The organism is Planktothrix serta PCC 8927 (assembly GCF_900010725.2).
Lineage (GTDB): Bacteria > Cyanobacteriota > Cyanobacteriia > Cyanobacteriales > Microcoleaceae > Planktothrix > Planktothrix serta.
Genome location: NZ_LR734883.1, coordinates 266,528 through 284,877, shown reverse-complemented (window position 1 = coordinate 284,877; position 18,350 = coordinate 266,528). Strand labels below are relative to the sequence as shown.

General features: G+C 39.1%; 15 protein-coding genes. 9 read left to right on the top strand and 6 right to left on the bottom strand.

The window, feature by feature from the left end:
- Positions 1-34: 34 nt before the first annotated feature.
- Entirely contained in the window at positions 35-367 is a 333-nt protein-coding gene (locus PL8927_RS25310; protein WP_083626389.1) for a 2Fe-2S iron-sulfur cluster-binding protein, read from the bottom strand.
- A 228-nt stretch (positions 368-595) separates the two neighbouring features.
- On the opposite strand from PL8927_RS25310, the gene cimA reads away from it, so the two are divergent.
- The 3 genes from cimA (at position 596) to PL8927_RS25295 (ending at position 5,220) form a co-directional block, all read left to right on the top strand.
- Positions 596-2,215, top strand: a complete 1,620-nt coding sequence (cimA, locus tag PL8927_RS25305; RefSeq protein WP_083626387.1) for a citramalate synthase — start codon at positions 596-598, stop codon at positions 2,213-2,215.
- Positions 2,216-2,513: 298 nt separating this feature from the next.
- Complete coding sequence (gene ilvB / locus PL8927_RS25300) at positions 2,514-4,388, top strand: biosynthetic-type acetolactate synthase large subunit (protein ID WP_269322036.1); 1,875 nt, start codon at positions 2,514-2,516, stop codon at positions 4,386-4,388.
- 214 nt (positions 4,389-4,602) lie between these two features.
- Entirely contained in the window at positions 4,603-5,220 is a 618-nt protein-coding gene (locus tag PL8927_RS25295) for a metal-dependent hydrolase (protein WP_083626381.1), read from the top strand.
- Between the two features lie 175 nt (positions 5,221-5,395).
- Here PL8927_RS25295 and PL8927_RS25290 read toward each other — a convergent pair whose 3' ends face one another.
- A complete protein-coding gene (locus tag PL8927_RS25290) occupies positions 5,396-5,575 on the bottom strand; it encodes a hypothetical protein (RefSeq protein ID WP_083626378.1) in 180 nt (59 codons plus the stop codon).
- Positions 5,576-5,685: 110 nt separating this feature from the next.
- On the bottom strand, positions 5,686-6,567 hold the full coding sequence (locus tag PL8927_RS25285) for an EamA family transporter (RefSeq protein ID WP_083626376.1): 882 nt from the start codon (positions 6,565-6,567) through the stop codon (positions 5,686-5,688).
- Positions 6,568-6,698: 131 nt separating this feature from the next.
- Here PL8927_RS25285 and PL8927_RS25280 point away from each other — a divergent pair, with 131 nt between their 5' ends.
- On the top strand, positions 6,699-6,962 hold the full coding sequence (locus PL8927_RS25280; RefSeq protein ID WP_083626373.1) for a hypothetical protein: 264 nt from the start codon (positions 6,699-6,701) through the stop codon (positions 6,960-6,962).
- Between the two features lie 152 nt (positions 6,963-7,114).
- Here PL8927_RS25280 and PL8927_RS25275 read toward each other — a convergent pair whose 3' ends face one another.
- Together PL8927_RS25275 and PL8927_RS25270 are read right to left on the bottom strand one after the other, a co-directional pair.
- The gene (locus PL8927_RS25275; protein ID WP_083626370.1) at positions 7,115-7,441 is read right to left on the bottom strand and encodes a type II toxin-antitoxin system RelE/ParE family toxin; all 327 of its coding nucleotides are present in this window, start codon (positions 7,439-7,441) and stop codon (positions 7,115-7,117) included.
- Complete coding sequence (locus tag PL8927_RS25270; RefSeq protein ID WP_083626367.1) at positions 7,438-7,710, bottom strand: type II toxin-antitoxin system ParD family antitoxin; 273 nt, start codon at positions 7,708-7,710, stop codon at positions 7,438-7,440. The genes PL8927_RS25275 and PL8927_RS25270 overlap by 4 nt, the downstream gene beginning before the upstream one ends.
- Before the next feature lie 146 nt (positions 7,711-7,856).
- On the opposite strand from PL8927_RS25270, the gene PL8927_RS25265 reads away from it, so the two are divergent.
- From PL8927_RS25265 to PL8927_RS25245, 5 genes are all read left to right on the top strand, one after another.
- Positions 7,857-12,023 (top strand): HEAT repeat domain-containing protein, encoded by a 4,167-nt coding sequence (locus PL8927_RS25265; protein WP_083626364.1) that lies wholly within the window; start codon positions 7,857-7,859, stop codon positions 12,021-12,023.
- Between the two features lie 200 nt (positions 12,024-12,223).
- Complete coding sequence (gene rlmN, locus PL8927_RS25260; RefSeq protein WP_083626361.1) at positions 12,224-13,255, top strand: 23S rRNA (adenine(2503)-C(2))-methyltransferase RlmN; 1,032 nt, start codon at positions 12,224-12,226, stop codon at positions 13,253-13,255.
- A gap of 36 nt (positions 13,256-13,291) precedes the next feature.
- A complete protein-coding gene (locus PL8927_RS25255; RefSeq protein ID WP_083626358.1) occupies positions 13,292-14,776 on the top strand; it encodes an FAD-dependent oxidoreductase in 1,485 nt (494 codons plus the stop codon).
- A gap of 200 nt (positions 14,777-14,976) precedes the next feature.
- Positions 14,977-15,675, top strand: a complete 699-nt coding sequence (locus tag PL8927_RS25250) for an SRPBCC family protein (protein ID WP_156093328.1) — start codon at positions 14,977-14,979, stop codon at positions 15,673-15,675.
- A 38-nt stretch (positions 15,676-15,713) separates the two neighbouring features.
- On the top strand, positions 15,714-16,880 hold the full coding sequence (locus tag PL8927_RS25245) for a zinc-dependent alcohol dehydrogenase (RefSeq protein ID WP_083626355.1): 1,167 nt from the start codon (positions 15,714-15,716) through the stop codon (positions 16,878-16,880).
- Positions 16,881-16,916: 36 nt separating this feature from the next.
- On the opposite strand, the gene PL8927_RS25240 is transcribed toward PL8927_RS25245, so the two are convergent.
- Positions 16,917-18,179: a M16 family metallopeptidase gene (locus PL8927_RS25240; protein ID WP_083626351.1), complete on the bottom strand. Its 1,263-nt coding sequence runs from the start codon at positions 18,177-18,179 to the stop codon at positions 16,917-16,919.
- Positions 18,180-18,350 lie beyond the last annotated feature (171 nt).

Sequence of the window (18,350 nt, the reverse complement as noted above, 5' to 3'; positions counted from 1 at the left end):
TGTAATTGAAGAAACCCCGTTTCTCACTTTTGAATTATGGAGTCCAAGCGGTTTGGGAACCCTGACCCCAGAACCCGTCATATTTTTTAACTTTGATATCTCCGAGCACTTGAACCTGACAGGCTAAACGGCGCTGGCTACCGGACGAATGGGGAGGAAGGGAAAGGCGGGTTTTTTCTTTCCATTGGGGTTCGGAAACTTCCCCTTCAATTTCCACGCAACAAGTCCCACAAGTGCCAAATCCATGACAATTAATCACAGAAGCTTGGCCATTATAGAGATCAACACCATTCTCTAATAAGACTTTACGCAGATTCGCACCCGGTTCACAAGTGATGGTTTTTCCTTGAGCTTGAATTTGTACCATTTTTCCCTGAATAAAAGTTATGCAATGATTCTTAACTAAATTGTTACTTTTTTCAAGCCCCAAACGAGAGGATTAAAAGTAAAATCATAGTGAAAAATAAAAAATTAGCTGGAATGGATGATTACAAGCCCATAGAGGTCACACCACTAAACCCTAACCGTAAAATATAATCAAATGTTGATATTTGTGGCACTATCAATTAATTGTTAACGATAAATTTTAGAACCTATGACTAATCCACTTTTTATCTACGATACCACATTAAGAGACGGCGCACAACGGGAAGGATTATCGCTATCTCTTGATGATAAATTGCGAATTGCACGTCAATTAGATAGTTTAGGAATTCCCTTTATTGAAGGAGGATGGCCGGGAGCTAATCCTAAAGATGTTCAATTTTTTTGGAAGTTGCAAGAAGAACCGTTAGTTAATTCTGAAGTTGTTGCTTTTTGTTCCACAAGACGACCGAATAGTAAAGCCGCAGAAGATGATCATTTAAAAGCAATTTTATCAGCAGGAACGCGCTGGATCACGTTATTTGGGAAATCCTGGGATTTGCACGTTACTGAAGGATTGCAAACAACCTCAAGGGAAAACCTGGCGATGATTGAGGATACAATTCTGTTTTTCCGCAGTCATGGAAGACGGGTAATTTATGATGCTGAACACTGGTTTGATGGGTATAAAAAGAATCCTGATTATGCCTTACAAACGTTAAAAACGGCGGCAAAAGCTGGGGCTGAATGGTTAGTCTTTTGTGATACGAATGGGGGAACTTTACCCCATGAAATTACTCAAATTGTGCGCGATGTTATTCAAGCCACAAAAGACTTAGAAACGCCTTTTCCTCTGCAATTTGGAATTCATACTCATAATGATTCGGGAACAGCTATTGGCAATGCGATCGCAGCCGTATTAGAAGGGGTAAAGATGGTACAAGGAACCATTAATGGTTATGGCGAACGTTGTGGAAATGCTAATCTTTGTACCTTAATTCCGAATTTACAATTAAAATTAGACTATGATTGTATTGGAGATGAACAGATTAAAAAACTCACAGAAGTTAGTCGATTTGTGAGTGAAGTTGCCAATTTAGCTCCCGATGATCACGCGCCTTTTGTAGGATTATCTGCCTTTTCCCATAAGGGAGGAATTCATGTTTCTGCGGTACAGCGAAATCCTTTAACTTATGAACATATTCCCCCAGAAACGATTGGAAATCAACGGCGAATTGTCGTTTCTGATCAAGCGGGATTAAGTAATGTTTTAGCGAAAGCGCGAACCTTTGGAATTGATTTAGATCGAAATAATCCCACCAGTCGCAAAATTTTACAAGAATTAAAGGATTTAGAAAATCAAGGCTATCAATTTGAAGCGGCGGAAGCGAGTTTTGATTTATTAATGCGAGAAGCATTAGGAACTCGTAAAACCTTTTTTACGCTCAAAGGATTTCAGGTACATTGTGATAAATCCAGTGATGAAACTTGCCATGCTTTAGCAACGGTAAAAGTGACCGTCAAGGGTCAAGATATTTTAGAAGCTGCCGAGGGAAATGGCCCGGTGTCTGCTTTAGACGCAGCTTTAAGAAAAGCATTGATGAATTTTTATCCGATGATTGCTGAATTTCAATTGCGGGATTATAAAGTCAGAATTCTCGATGGGGGCTCAGGAACATCAGCAAAAACTCGTGTTTTAGTCGAGTCAAGTAACGGTCAGCAACGCTGGACAACCGTAGGAGTTTCTACTAATATTATTGATGCTTCCTACCAAGCCGTTGTCGAAGGATTAGAATATGGTTTATTGCTCAAACAACAGGAAACTCCTGTATCAGTGGTGACGGTGATTTAACCTCGTAAAAAACCAGAAACCGGGTTTCTTTCAGCCCTACCTGATAGCCAAAAGATCACCTAGAAACTCGGTTTCTTGAATTCTGATTCTATTTTTTTCTAAAATTTAATAAAAAATATAGTTTTTATTTCCCAGATTTGCTCTACTATAAAGGTAGAAATATTCCGTTTTAATTAGGGAAATGTAAACCAACAGTTGAACACCAGAGGAAGCTCAATTACAAATTAATGTAAACAATTAAAACAATTATCTGTTATTGAGTCATCCTCTTGTTCTCCAAGTTAATCCCCAAACAATATTGTTTAACTCTCAGGAGAAAAATATGCAGAATCAACAACAAGTATCAGGCGCTTTTGCCTTAATTGATAGTCTCAAACGTCACGGCGTTAAACATATTTTTGGCTATCCGGGGGGGGCAAATTTACCCCTTTATGATGAACTTTATCGAGCAGAACAGGCGGGAGATTTACAACATATTCTCGTCCGCCACGAACAAGCCGCAGCCCACGCCGCCGATGGTTACGCCAGGGCGACGGGTAAAGTCGGCGTCTGTTTAGCCACCTCTGGCCCCGGAGCCACAAATCTTGTCACTGGCTTGGCTACGGCTTACATGGACTCTGTTCCGATGGTGGCCATTACCGGACAGGTGCCGCGAGGGTCTTTAGGAAGTGATGCTTTCCAAGAAATTGATATTTATGGGATTACTTTACCCATTGTTAAACATTCTTATTTAGTGAGAAATCCGGCGGATATTCCTCGCATTGTAGCAGAAGCATTTTATTTAGCAAATAGTGGCCGACCGGGGCCAGTTTTAATTGATATTCCCAAGGATGTTGGTATTGCTAAAATTGATTATCATCCCGTTGAACCCGGTCAAGTTAAACTGATGGGATATAGACCTATAATTAAAGGAAATTCCCGCAAAATTCACCAAGCGTTAACGTTAATTCAGCAGGCAAAAAAACCCTTGTTATATGTTGGAGGAGGAGCGATTATTAGCAATTCCCACGCTGAAGTTCAAGAACTCGCTGAACGATTTCAAATTCCGATTGCCACAACATTAATGGGGAAAGGAGTCTTTGATGAAAATCATCCTTTAGCATTAGGAATGTTGGGAATGCACGGCACAGCATACTCTAATTTTGCCGTTTCCGAATGTGATGTATTAATTGCTTTAGGAGTGCGGTTTGATGACCGAGTAGCGGGTCAAGGCAATGATTTTGCTAAAAATGCTAAAGTGATTCATATTGATATTGATCCAGCAGAAATCGGAAAAACACGGCAGCCTGATGTTCCCATTGTTGGAGATGTGCGTCAAGTTTTAATTGATTTGTTGCGTCATGTTCATGAATTGGGGGATAGTATTAATCGAGAAAAAACTCGGTCTTGGTGCGAACATTTAACTCAATTGCGCTTAGAATATCCCTTGGAAATTCCCCAACCGGAAGGAGGTATTTCCCCGCAAGAAGTAATTGTAGAAATTTCTCGTCAAGCCCCCCATGCCTTCTATACAACGGATGTCGGACAGCATCAAATGTGGTCGGCTCAATTTCTAAAAACGGGGCCGCGTCGTTGGATTTCTAGTGGCGGTTTAGGAACAATGGGATATGGAATTCCGGCGGCGGTAGGTGCAAAAATAGCCCTCCCCCATGAGCAGGTAATTTGTATTAGTGGGGATGGAAGTTTTCAAATGAATATGCAGGAATTGGGAACAATTTCTCAATATAATATTGGCATCAAAGCTGTTATTTTAAATAATGGTTGGTTGGGAATGGTACGACAGTGGCAACATTTATTTTATGATGATCGCTATGAAGCCACAAATTTAGAAAAAGGGAGTCCGAATTTTGCCAAATTAGCCGATGTTTATAATATTCGGGCGCTGAATATTTCTCGACGGGAAGAGTTAGAAAATGCCATCAGCGAATTATTAGCTAATGATGGCCCTATGTTATTAGATGTGCGGGTAACGCGCAATGAAGACTGTTTCCCAATGGTGGCTCCTGGTCACGGTAACGAGGATATGATGGGTTTAAAACCTGCTATTTTGGAAACAAATAGTGAAGCGTTAGTGTGTCCAAATTGTGGAAAAATGAACCTGGCTGATTATAAATGTTGTACCCAATGTGGAACAAAATTAACACCGAATTTAGAGGTATCGAGTCTTTTTTAGAGTGATATTTTTTAACGATTGAGAACACAATGCTGAAGAAATCAGACTGAATACCGCTATAATTGATCAGGATTAATCTTTTGAACGGTGAGGTTTGTTGCAACTTTCACATAATTTTGTCATAATATAGCAGTTCTCTGTTAATCCATCAATCACCTAGATTTTAGGATTTTCACTGTTGCGGTGTTCGAGATCTGTTACCTAATTATTACCGATGCCATCCCCCCTCTTTCATGCAGCGACTGGATATTTTCTGGGTAAATATTTACCGAGAAATATCATCCCCCGATCCTATCAATTTCACCGTTTTGATTTCAATATTTTATATCCAGTTTTGATCGCAACCTGTGCCGATTTTGATTTTATTCCCCAAATTTTAACAGGAACAGGGTTTCATCGAGGAATTAGCCATAGTTTAATTTTTACGTTGGGTTTTAGTTTAATTGTAGCTGGGATTGCTAGTAAAATTTGGAAAATTTCTTATCAAAAATTATTGCGATTTACCTTAATTCTTTACAGTTCTCATTTAATCCTAGATTTTTTCGCCGAAGGACGAGGAATCAAACTCTTTTTACCCTTTTTAGATCAGTTTTTTAAATCCCCCATTCTGTTATTTCCCGGTATTCATTATTCTAAAGGATTGTTTGATCGGAGTCATTTTATCCCCATTTTATATGAATTGCTCCTATCTGCTGTTTTGTATAATCTGTTGACTCAATGGCAAGCTTATCAAGCCCACAAAGCCGCTAAATCTGCTATTAAGAATAATATCCATAGCCATCCTCAACTGCATTCCCAGAAATCGATTAAATCCTCCGATTCTTCTTTTTAATATTGTTGATAACAGTAAGGTGCGTAAGTAAGCTTTCAGCACACGCACCACTCCTGGCTCAATTTTTCCTAAGCTATTACGAATCTAAATCTAATACTAAGACGGGCAGGATGCCCATCCCACAAGAATATCCGAAAAACTGACTGTCAAATAAAATGCGTATCAGCTTAACTCATCATCCCGTAACAACTACAAAAATAAACACAAACAACCCGATTAATAAAAACCATAAAATCCCCTCTCCATTATCAACGGTTTGCTGTTTTTCTAACCTAAAAACACAACCATTTTTTAAACAAACCGCTTGATTTTCAGACGTTTTTCTGAGCTTGCAACCGACTTGAGGACAGGACATAATATTAACTCCTATTTAGATGATTTTTCAAGAGATCCAAGAAACCGGGTTTCTCGTTCAGGTTTTGTTGTGAAAATCAAGAGTTTTGATTCTGAAACCCGGTTTCTGTGTCATAACGTTGTTTTTTTGAGGGGAGGACAGTTATACAATAAAACGGCAGTTAATAACAGTGTCATCGCACAGAGTTGTAAAATAGTTACTGGTTTTTGATCCACTAAAACTGCAACAATAAACTGCACAACGGGAGAAAGTACCCCCAACATTCCCACTTGGGAACAGTCAATCATTTGAGAGGCTTTTGATTGTAAAAAACTAGCAATTGTGGCTAAGGCACATCCGCCAGCCAATACTAAGAAAGCACTGGAATTAACAGCCGTTAAGGGTTGAACATTAGCCGGAAAAACGCTATTGAAAATTACAATTACAATTAAAACCACTACAATTAAGCTTTGTTCCAACCAACTATAGGCGAGAGGGTTACTGACCATTTTTAAAGCGTGTTTACGTTCACACAAATACAGCCCCCAAGTTAACGCGATCAATACTGCAAAATAAGGGATTTCTTGAGCTTCATAGAAGAAAATAATCGCTGAAAATACGGAAATTCCCACACAAAACCGTTTAATTGTGTTAAGCTTTTCTCCTAATAAAATTGTTGATAAAACGGCTGTTGCTGCGGGAGCAAGGAACATTCCAATGGCGGCTTCTACTTGATGTCCCAGAGCGATCGCACCCATAAAAAAGCCTAAATGTAACGCTAAATAAAAAGCAGGTTTAGCGACTTTTGCAATGACATTTAAGCTGAAGTTACGGACTGTTTCCCATTCACCTATGATTAATAAAATCACTCCTGAAATGACAAAGGTGAATAAGCAGCGATCGAGAATTAAAAGCAGTGTTGGGAGGGGTACATACCGCCAACATAAGGGCAGTAAACCATAAAAGGAAGAAGCGATAATGGCAAAGGAAATGCCTATTGATTTCTGTCGCATAGCGGGTTTCTCTTGAACTCTGAAACCACGCTAGGTAAAATCATTAGTGCAGCAACAGCGCAAAACCACGCAGTTTAACTGCACCATTCTGCACCCTTCAGATTTAACGATAAACCGATGAGGAAACCATCATGGATATTAGCGATCGCACATCTTTTATTAAAAGTTCAACCTTACAAACTTTGATAACAGAACTTGGTGAAGAATGTCAAACCGTTATTCAGCTTTTAGATAAAATTCAGACACGAAACTCATTAAGTGATAGTGAAAAACTGGATAGTTTAGCAGAGTTATTAGCAGCAATCATTCATCTGCAAACCCATTGTGGCGAAGATTTGCAAACTTTAATTGCAGAAGAATTAGAACAGTTGCCTGATTCGGACTTGTTAGAATAATATTGTTAATGATACCGTTAAGCCTAAAAGCCTTAACTCTTGAGTTATCTTTAGATAACTTTAGCTTTTAGCCCGAAATTTATTTCCGGGCGCGGGGTTCTTCCGTTGACACCAATGGGTATTATTTACCCATACCCGTATCGAAAGATCTATTATTCTTCTTCTAAACTTTCATATAGTATCCCTTCTATATCTCTAGCTCCGTGAATAACTCGTAAAATCTCAATTCCCGTATTTGTAATTTGGTAAAAAACGAGATACTTTCTAAATCCTTTAATCGCTTGCTGTCGAACATTAGCTAACCTGGGGTGGGAAAGTTGGCTCAATTTTCCCATGTTTGGCATCTGTGCAAGTTGTTGAAAAGTTGTCTCGGCTGCTGATAAAAATAGATCGGAAGCATCTAAATTATTTAAAGCAATATAGGTGGCTAATTCCAACAAATCACGAATAACTTGCGGTCGTTTATTAATATTGCTCATTCACCTTGACCCGCATCATTATTTTTAGCGACTCGTTCCCGCACAGCTTGACGAATATCAGACCAATCTTCCGCCGTCATTGGTGTTACTTCCCCAGAGTCCAAACCTTCTAATAATAAAGTTTCTAACCGGGCTTGTTCTTTACGCTTTTGGTCTTGACGCACCAACTCCGAGAAATACTCGCTGGCTGTACCGTAAGCACCACTAGCTAACTGTTCTTCAATATAAGCCTGCATCGATTCAGGCAGAGAGATATTAATGCTTTTCATCGGCTTGACTGGCTCAATTTCTTTTTTTCATTATGGCAGATAATCATATAAAATGTCATCCTAAATCTCTTATTTATACCGCTTGATAATTAAACAGATTTGAGGTAATATTAAAAACAGCTACAAAATATCAGGCTTGTTGAAAAATGCCTCAATCTCGCAGTGTTAAAGCTACTTCTGAGGGAATCGCTAAAATTAAAGCGAGGATGGCTGAACTGGAAAAACCAATTCTCGAAGGAAAAACGGGAAAAAATTGCTGGACACAAGAGTATTTAGCGAAACAAGCTAACGTTAGTTTAGACACGGTTAAACGCTTTTTGAAAGGAACTGCTATTGATATCGGTTATGCGATCGCAATTGTAAAAGCGTTAAACTTAGAATTAGCAGATATTGTCAATCTCCCCAAACCTGAACCCGAACCACCACCACCTAATACTATTAACTGGTATCAAATTTGTGAATCTCGCCTCGACGCCTACGAAGAACGCTTTTTCAAGAATAACCCGTTAACGGGGATTAATTTTTATGTTCCTTTGGGGTTAGTGGAACCGAAACGGGAACAGGAAAAACGACACAAACAGGAAGTGAACCCAGAGGACGGGTCAGAATTTTATCAATTACCAGAAACGGAAATAACAAAAACCTACAGCGAACCGAATCAATTTTTTGAGGAAGTATTACGACAAGGAAATAGTAAAAGTAAAGGTCAACGGTTGGCGGTTATTGGGGAACCTGGGGCGGGAAAAACAACGTTATTATATCAAATTGCTCGATGGATTTTACAGGAAAATTTAGGTTATCCGATTTTAATTCGGTTGGCGGATGTTGATAAACCCATACGAGATTATTTAACTCAAAATTGGTTACGCGATGCGACGGGAAGTTTAACGGGGGTTTCGCCGGAATGGGTTTCTGGGTTTGAGAGGTTGATTACAAAAAAACAAAATTATTCGGCGGATTATTCGGCGGATATTTCGGTGGTTGAAACCGCGTCTACACAGACAAAACCCGCCGTCGCGGGTTGTGAGCCGTTGGATTTCTCATCTGTCCGCGAAGGCGGACATCGTTTGTATAGCAGCGAATTCCATTCGCCGGATACTTATTCGCCTTCTTCTTCGCCTTCTTCGGCGGATATTTCGGCGGTTGAAACCGCGTCTACACAGACAAAACCCGCCTGCGCGGGTTCGCAAATTGTGCCATTTTCCCAACAGGTTTACTTACTCCTCGACGCCGTTGATGAAATGGGGATAACGTCACCTTTGGTAACAATTAATCAACAGTTGGCGGAAGGATGGACGCAGGGGTTACGGGTGGTGTTAACCTGTCGGTTGAATGTTTGGGAGGGGGAGAAAAACGCTTTAAGGGATTTTGATGTTTATCGCAATTTAGATTTTAATTCCCAACAGATTCAGGAATTTATTGAACAATGGTTTAACGATAAAACCCAGAGTCAGGAATTATTAAAACAGTTAAATGAATCCAACCAAAACCGGATTAATGATTTAATTAAAAATCCCCTGCGGTTAGCGTTATTATGTCGGACTTGGACACTAGGGGAAAAATTACCGGAAACCCAAGCGGGACTTTATCAACGGTTGGTTAAGAGTCATTATCAATGGAAAGATGAACAGAAACCGTTTCAAATTCCTGAAGATGTGCAAGAATGTCTCCATCAACAGTTAGGAGAATTAGCGAAAACAGCGATAAATCGTGAACAATTTCGGTTTCGTTTAGAGGAAAAATTTGTTCAACAGTATTTAGGAAAACCGCAACGGGAAAATACTCTATTTGATTGGGCGTTAAAATTAGGATGGTTAAATCGGGTGGGGTTAGCTTCCGTTGAGGAAAAAGATTCAGACCAAGCGGTTTATGCCTTTTTTCATCCCACGTTTCAGGAATATTTTGCAGCTTTAGCGATTAACGATTGGGATTATTTTTTACCTCGAAATCATGTTAATTGTCCGGTGGAGGGGAAAGAGTATCGCATTTTTCAACCTCAATGGATACAGATAATTTTATTATGGTTGGGGCGGGATGATGTGGAGGCAAGGGAGAAAGAGTCGTTTATTCAGAAGTTAGTTAGTTTTGATGATGGCTGTGGAGAGTGGAGTTATGAAAAAGCAGATAGATGGTTGTATGAATACTTTGCCTATTGTTTAGCATCTGTAGGAATAGTTGAGTTTAAAGAATGTAGTTTATCGGATGAAATTATAGAACAGATTGTTAAATTGGGTTATGGTTATTTTAATATTGAGAAGCAAGAATGGATAACTTTTCTTTATCCAATTGAAGAAGTAGGCAAAGAAGTATTGGCATACACAAATAATTCTTTAATATGCAAAGCTTTAGAAAAAATCAATACTAAATTACTTCAAGTTTTAAAAACAAATAAAAATCAAGATTTGGCTATTAAGGTTGCTAATTTTTTATTTCAAATAAATCCTGGCAATAAAGTATTAGTAAAGGAGTTAGTTCGATTATTGGAAACTACTGAATCTGAAGATGAATGCTGCAAAATTGCCCTTATCTTGGGGGAAAATGCACCTGGAAATAAGATAGTAATAGGAGAGCTAATCCGGTTATTAGAAATGAATGAAAACAAAAATATATGTGAAGAAATTGCCGGAAATTTATGCTCAAATGTCCTTTTCTCAAAAAATGAATTACAAGTTTTGATTGAGACTTTAGAAACAACTGATCATAAAAACGATGACAGTTTTGTCACTCAGGATTTAAGCAGGATTGATCTTTTTAACAATAGAGTTATAAAGATGTTGATTCAAGTATTAAAAACAGCCCAAAATATTATGAATGTCATAAGTATTTGCTGTTTATTAACAAGATTGGCATCTGTCAACCAGTCATTTTTATTTGAATTAATTCGATTATTAAAAACCGACTTTTCAAAATGGTACATTAGGCAAATTATCATCGATATTTTTGCTAAATGTATCATTAAAAATGAAGTAGGAATATCTGAATTAATTAAAATATTGGTAGCTGATATAGAAGCAGATATTTTTTTACCGTACAATTTTTTTTTAGAAAATGCTGTCGGAAATAAATTTATAATACGAGAATTAATTCAGGTATTAGAAATTACTAATAATAAAAATGTTCGCCAGATTTTTGCTGAAATCTTATGGAAAATTGACCCTGGAAATGAGTTGGCAATACAGGCGTTAATTCAGATTTTAAATACTACTGAGAATGAAGATAATCGCAGTTGGGTTGCCAAGATTTTATGGAAAATCAACCCTGGAAATGAGTTAGTAATACAGGCGTTAATTCAGGTTTTAGAAACTACTGAGAATGAAGATAATCGCAGGATTGTTGCCGAGAGTTTAGGGGAAATTGACCCTGGAAATGAGTTAGCAATACAGGCATTAATTCAGATCTTAAATACTACTGAGAATGAAGATAATCGCAGGATGATTGCCGAGAGTTTAGGGGAAATTGACCCTGGAAATGAGTTAGCAATACAGGCATTAATTCAGATCTTAAATACTACTGATAATGAAGATAATCGCAGGAGGGTTGCCGAGAGTTTAGGGGAAATTGACCCTGGAAATGAGTTAGTAATACAGGCGTTAATTCAGGTTTTAGAAACTACTGAAGATAAATATACTCGCGGGAATGTTGCTAAGACTTTAGGGGAAATAATCAAAACCGAAAAACAGTATTCAGATGTGGTTTTTGCCCTCAAACATAACCTAATTAATGAAGTTTACAACAATAATTTTGATCTCTTTGAAAGCTGCTATAAACTCCTCTGGCAATACGCTCAAAATCTACCTTATCCCAAATTTTATCAAGCATGGCATCACAACACCATCACCCCCCATCCTGAAATTACCAATAATACCCCCGTAGGCAATACCCCAACAGTGCGACAATTAGAACAACAATTCACCGATATTTGTAGCCAACTTCCTCACCTCCCCGTCCACTGTATTAACATCAACAAACTACTAACCCTCAACACCAAAAACGAATTTATCCAAGCATTTTGTAACCGTCTTTATCAAAAACTCTTACCCGATGAAACTCCCCCCGACGTGCAGACCCCTGCTAACCTAGAAACCAAAATTATCCACCTGAAACAGCAACTCCAAACCTATCTGTTCATTCTGTTACTCGCAGATGGGACACCCACCCCCGAAGTCATCGACTGTTGCGACTATCTCACGGACGTCTTACACCTCGGTTGGATAACTCCCGACCCCCTCCCGTTACCATTCCCGCAACGTTCCTTTGTGACATCACAGGACAATTTATTAGAAGCAATTGAAAGTTGGGTTAAAGAATATTAACAAATGTGGAACAGGCATCTTACCTGTTAACTAAACCTTTCTAATAACCATTTTCCCTATTCTTCAGCACTATTAATATCTTAACTCAGTAGGTTACAGATTAACAAATTAGATATAATATAGAGGTGCAAAGCTTTAGCAACTCTTTTGAGTTAGCTGGAGCATTTCTTAGCCAATAACTGTTATTATCCTCAAATTTTATGGTAACTGTACACTCCGTATCAACTCCCCTACTCGGCTTGTCTTTAGAACAACTCACCGACTGGGTACAACAACAGGGACAACCTGCCTATCGGGGTAAGCAATTATATGATTGGATTTATCACAAAGGCGCGAAATCTTTAGGAGAAATCACCGTATTTCCGAAACAATGGCGAGAAACTGTTGGGGATGTTGAGATTGGTCGATCTAGTATTCATTATAAAGCGATCGCTCCCGATAAAACCATTAAATATTTATTAAAATTAGCCGATGGTCAAATTATTGAAACCGTTGGAATTCCCACCGAAAAACGCTTAACAGTTTGTGTTTCTTCCCAAGTCGGTTGTCCAATGGCTTGTGATTTTTGTGCGACGGGAAAAGGAGGGTTTACCCGCAATTTAGAAGCTTATGAAATTATTGATCAAGTGTTAACCGTCCAGGAAGATTTTCAACGGCGAGTTAGTCATATTGTGTTTATGGGAATGGGAGAACCTTTATTAAATATAGATAATGTAATTGCAGCGGTTAAATCCCTAAATCAAGATGTGGGAATTGGACAACGAATGATTACCGTTTCTACCGTTGGTTTACGAGGGAAAATTCGAGAATTAGCAGAATATGATTTACAAGTCACATTAGCCGTTAGTTTACACGCTTCCTATCAAAATATTCGAGAAGAATTAATTCCCAGCGCCAAAACTTATCCTCTATCTGAATTATTTGCCGAATGTCGAGATTATGTTAAATTAACGGGAAGACGAATTAGTTTTGAATATATCCTGTTAGCAGGATTAAATGATTTACCCGAACACGCCATTGAACTCGCCAGTCAATTAAGAGGGTTTCAAAGTCATGTTAACTTAATTCCCTATAACCCCATTCAAGAAGTTAACTATAAACGACCAGATACCCAACGGATTACTGAGTTTATGGATATCTTAAAACAGCGCCATATTGCGGTAAGTGTGCGGTATTCCAGAGGGTTAGAAGCGGATGCAGCCTGTGGACAATTACGCGCTTCTAAAGCTTAAAATTATTCAGGTTGAAAAAGATAAAAGGAGAAAAAAATGACAATTTCTGCTGAAATTTATGATGTTTTGATTGTCGGTGCGGGGCCAGTTGGATTAGCCACCGCACTCGGTTTGCTTCAACGAGGAATTGACAATATTTTAGTCATTGATCAAACTCATAATTTTCGTCCGGTCGGTCAAGTTTTAGATCTACTTCCCAACGGTTTAAAAGCATTAAATTGTATTGAACCTCAAGCGTATAAAGCGATAACAGCTAACGGGATGAGTTTTTCTCCTGCGAGTTCTAGTCAAGATAATAAACCTAAAATTTCGCCAGAATGGGTACAAAAAAATACTAACGGAGAGCGAATTTCAGCAATTCCCTTAAGTTTTGAATATTGGTTCAATCAATATGGAGAAGGTCGAGTTTCTACCGCTTGGTATGACTTACAAACACACTTAAGAAATTTACTTCCTGAAAATCAAGTTAAAGTTAATCATCGTTGTGTTAATGTTGTAGACGAACCGGAATTAGGCTGTGTCAGAATAGACTGTATTTGTGATCAAAAAACAGAGATTAATCCCTATGCTCATTGGGAACAAGAACAGCCTCAAAATCATCCAGAGCTTGAGAATTTACAAACTAAAACTCAAGCCTGTGAAATCAAATCTATTCGAGCTAAAATTGTGATTGCTGCGGATGGAATTAACTCTAAGATTCGTCAAGTTTTATATCAGAATACTCCCTACCAACCTGTCGCTCAACCTGAATATTCGGGGTTTTCAGCCATAGGATGTACCCACATTGCTGAAATTCCTCAATCTTTAAGAACAGAATTAGAAGAAACCTTCTTTTCTGATTGTCGAATTGTCACCTTAATTCAGGATGAAATTACTCAAAATTCTCAGAAATTAGAAGATCCTAGAATTATTTTGATTAATAGACCAACGGGTGAAATTGGCTATCTTCTCCATGCGGCTTTACCTTTAGATACTCTGGAACAATCTTCAGGAAATTCATTAATTAATTTAGCGATATCCGATTTAAAACAAGCTGATTTTCCCGATAGTATTCAACAGTTAGTGGGTTTATCTTCTCTGGAAACCCTATACAAACGTCCCTATTATATTCATCGAGTCACGATTTCTAATCAGCTAAAATTCCCCTCATCGGCTCATCTTTATTCTCCTAATTCTGATGTAGAAATTCAACCTTTCTGGAGTCAAGGACGAGTGGTATTAGTCGGGGATGCTATTCATGGAATGCCTCCTTTTGCGGCTCAAGGTGTTAATCAAGGGTTTGAAGATGCTTTAGTCATTGTTACTTTACTTGAGCAATTAGCTAAAAATAATCATTGGAATCAGCTTGATAAAATTAAAAAATATTTTCAAACTTATGAACAATTTCGTCGTCCTTTTATGGTGAAAATTCAACAAGCAACTATAGAACGTTTGCAATGGTCAGAAACGCAATTATCTGAATATAATCAAGCGGTTTATGGACGAGATTTTAATATGATTATCCAAGAACTTAAAGCATAGGGGATGAGGCGAAACACAAAGGTACTCTTGTCACTCAGAAACAGAGAAAGATCAAAATAATCACTATTTTCTCTTAAAACCTCTATCAAAAGATATAAATTAATCATTGATTTGACTTAACATTATTTATGTCTTTTGATTGAGGTAAATTCAAGTCAATTCTTCCTATCCTGAGTTAAAAGGTGGGTCAGGAAAATTTTATGGAAGAAATCACTTCAACTCAAAAATATGAACAGTCTCCTTCAGAAGAAAATCCCAGTGATTTAGAACGATGGGGTTCTTTAATTGGGGGAGGCGCGTTAGTGTTAATGGGACTCCAACAACGCTCTTTAAAAGGCGTTCTCATGGCGGTTGCTGGGGGTGGTTTAATGTATCAAGCCACTCAAAATCAAAGTACAATTCATCAAGCTCAAGAAGCATTGGGCTTAAATACTAACCAAAATATTCGGGTTGAAAAAACCGTTACGATTAATCGATCTGCTGAAGAATTGTATCAATTTTGGCACAATTTTTACAATTTGCCAAAATTTATGAAACATATCAAATCTATCATTGTTTATGATGAACGTCATTCCCATTGGGTCGCAAAAGCACCGTTAGAAACAATCGTTGAATGGGATGCGGAAGTGATTAAAGATGAACCCAATCATTTAATTGCTTGGTCTTCCGTCAACAATGCAGATATTGAAAATTCGGGGTTTGTTCGGTTTCAACCAGCACCCGCAGACCGAGGCACAGAAGTTAAAGTTGTGATCGAATATAACCCCCCTGGCGGTGTGGTGACAACCACTTTAGCTAAACTATTTGGAGAAGAACCTGAACAACAAATTGGGGATGATTTGAACCGATTTAAACAGTTAATGGAAGCCGGAGAAATTGCTAGAAATACTGATCAATAAATCATTGACATTAACGATTTAATAGTGGAGAATAAAACATGAGAGCAGTTTGTTGGCATGGTTCCAATGATGTTCGGGTTGATAATGTTCCTGATCCGAAAATTTTAAATCCCCGTGATGCCATTATTAAGATTACATCCACTGCCATTTGTGGCTCTGATTTACATCTTTATGATGGTTATATTCCGACGATGAAATCAGGGGATATTCTCGGCCATGAATTTATGGGAGAAGTCGTAGAACTTGGCCCCGAAGTCAAAAACTTAAAAATTGGCGATCGCGTTGTCGTTCCCTTTACCATTTCTTGCGGTCATTGTTTCTTTTGTAACCGAGATTTATGGTCACTGTGCGATAATTCCAACCCGAACAAATGGATGGCTGAAAAGTTTTATGGTCATTCTCCTGCTGGCTTATTTGGCTACTCCCATCTATTAGGGGGATACGCCGGAGGACAAGCGGAATACGCCCGTGTCCCCTTTGCCGATGTTGGGCCGATAAAAATTCCCGATGGGTTAACCGATGAACAGGTGCTATTTTTAACCGATATTTTCCCAACGGGTTACATGGCGGCGGAAAACTGCAATATTCAACCAGGGGATATCGTCGCCATTTGGGGATGCGGCCCGGTGGGTCAATTTACCATCCGCAGTGCCTTTATGTTAGGTGCAGAACGAGTGATCGCCATTGACCGCTTTCCTGAACGCTTGCAGATGGCGAAGGATGCGGGTGCAGAAATTATTAATTATGAAGAGGTTGATCCGGGGGAAGCGCTGAAGGAGATGACGGGAGGACGGGGGCCAGATGCCTGTATTGATGCGGTGGGAATGGAAGCCCACGGAACCGATGCCATGGCGCTTTATGATACGGTGAAACAGGCCGTGCGCTTGGAAACCGATCGCCCCTTTGTGCTGCGACAAGCGATCGTTACTTGCCGCAAGGGGGGTACGGTGTCGGTTCCTGGGGTTTATGGCGGATTTATTGATAAGATGCCGATGGGGGCGATTGTTAATAAAGGGTTAACGTTGCGATCGGGTCAAACCCATGTTCAAAAATATTTGCAGCCGCTTTTAGAACGCATTCAAAAGGGAGACATTGACCCAACTTTTGTGATTACTCACCGAATGGCTTTAGATGATGCTCCGAAGGGTTATAAAATTTTCCGCGATAAGCAAGAAAACTGTATTAAGGTAGTTCTTAAACCTTAAATATATTAGCAGTCAGTAGGGGCGGGGTTCCCCACCCTACGGCTGAACAACCATAACTGCATAATTTTCTAAATTCAGCAGTTCCTTAACAATATTTTGGAGTTCTAAAGGTTGAAACGATTGAATTTGTTCGGGATAAGTAACCGCTAATTCCGGTTTCGCTACGGTGAAATAATATCCATATAAACCGGCTAACTGTCCGGGGGTCTCCGTCGAAAAGGCATAATCATTACAGAGAAAGCGTTGACTCCGCCTTAATTCTGCTTCTGAAATCGGCTCGATCATTAACTCATGAATTTCCTCACAAATTAAGGCTTCTACCTTCTCTAAATCTTTATATTCTAATAAAGCACTAATTGTAAATAAACTGGACTCTTGTTGTAAGGAAAAATCGCTACAAATATCATGGACAAGCTGAAGTTTTTCCCGCAGTTTTTGGACTAATCGAGAGGTACGTCCTGACGCGATTACCGAAGACAGTAAGTCTAGCCCATAAGCTTGCCTTAATTGTTCAACTCCTGGCCCAGTCCAAGCTAAGGTTAATCGTGCTTCTTCGAGATAAGGTAAATGGAGTTCCCGGCGATGAATTCCGTGAATTTGGGGTTGAACCACCTGATACAAATGAGTGTAAGTTGTAGGCGGTAAAAAACGACTAAAGGCTTGATTAATCAAATCCAACGCTTGTTGTTCTTCCACACCGCCAACAATCACAACCACCATGTTTTCAGGTTGATAGCGACTTTGATGGAAACGGCGCATTTCCTGGGGCGAGTGCGACCTTATTTTCGCTTCTGTTCCTAAAACAGAACGGCTGTAGGGATGCCGTGCATACACTGTTTCCATTAAGGCTTGAAAACTCAGCCAATCGGGATCATCCGTCGCTTGACGAATTTCTTCTAAAACCACATCCCGTTCTCGATTAAACTCACCATCGGGGATTGTTGCGTGTAGCAATAAATCTCCCAAAGCGTGCAAGGTTTCCTCTAAATAGTGAACGGCAGTGGTAATGTAAAAATGAGCATAATCATGGCTGGTAGCAGCATTCGCCACACCCCCGCAACTTTCAATCACTTGATCGAACACACCTGGCCCAATCCAATCTGTGCCTTTAAAAATCATGTGTTCCAAAAAGTGGGCCATTCCTGACCACATATCCGGCTCATAAATGGCACCAGCCCGTACCCAAACATCAACAACGACAACTGGGGTTGCGGTCATCTGTTGATGAATAACCGTTAGACCATTGTTCAGCTTAAACGTGCTGGCGGGAAAGGTTGAAGCTGCTAAAACTTGAGACAAATTGTTAAGTATTAAACTCCACTTAATCTAGCCTACTCTAAATTAATCAGGAGGAACCGAGAAAATCTGAGTATGTTGATACAAATTTAGGACTGAAGAAATCCGGTTTCTGAGGGAGAACCCGATCATCCCCAAAAAATATCATCCGAGAGAAGAAATCAGCTAAATTTG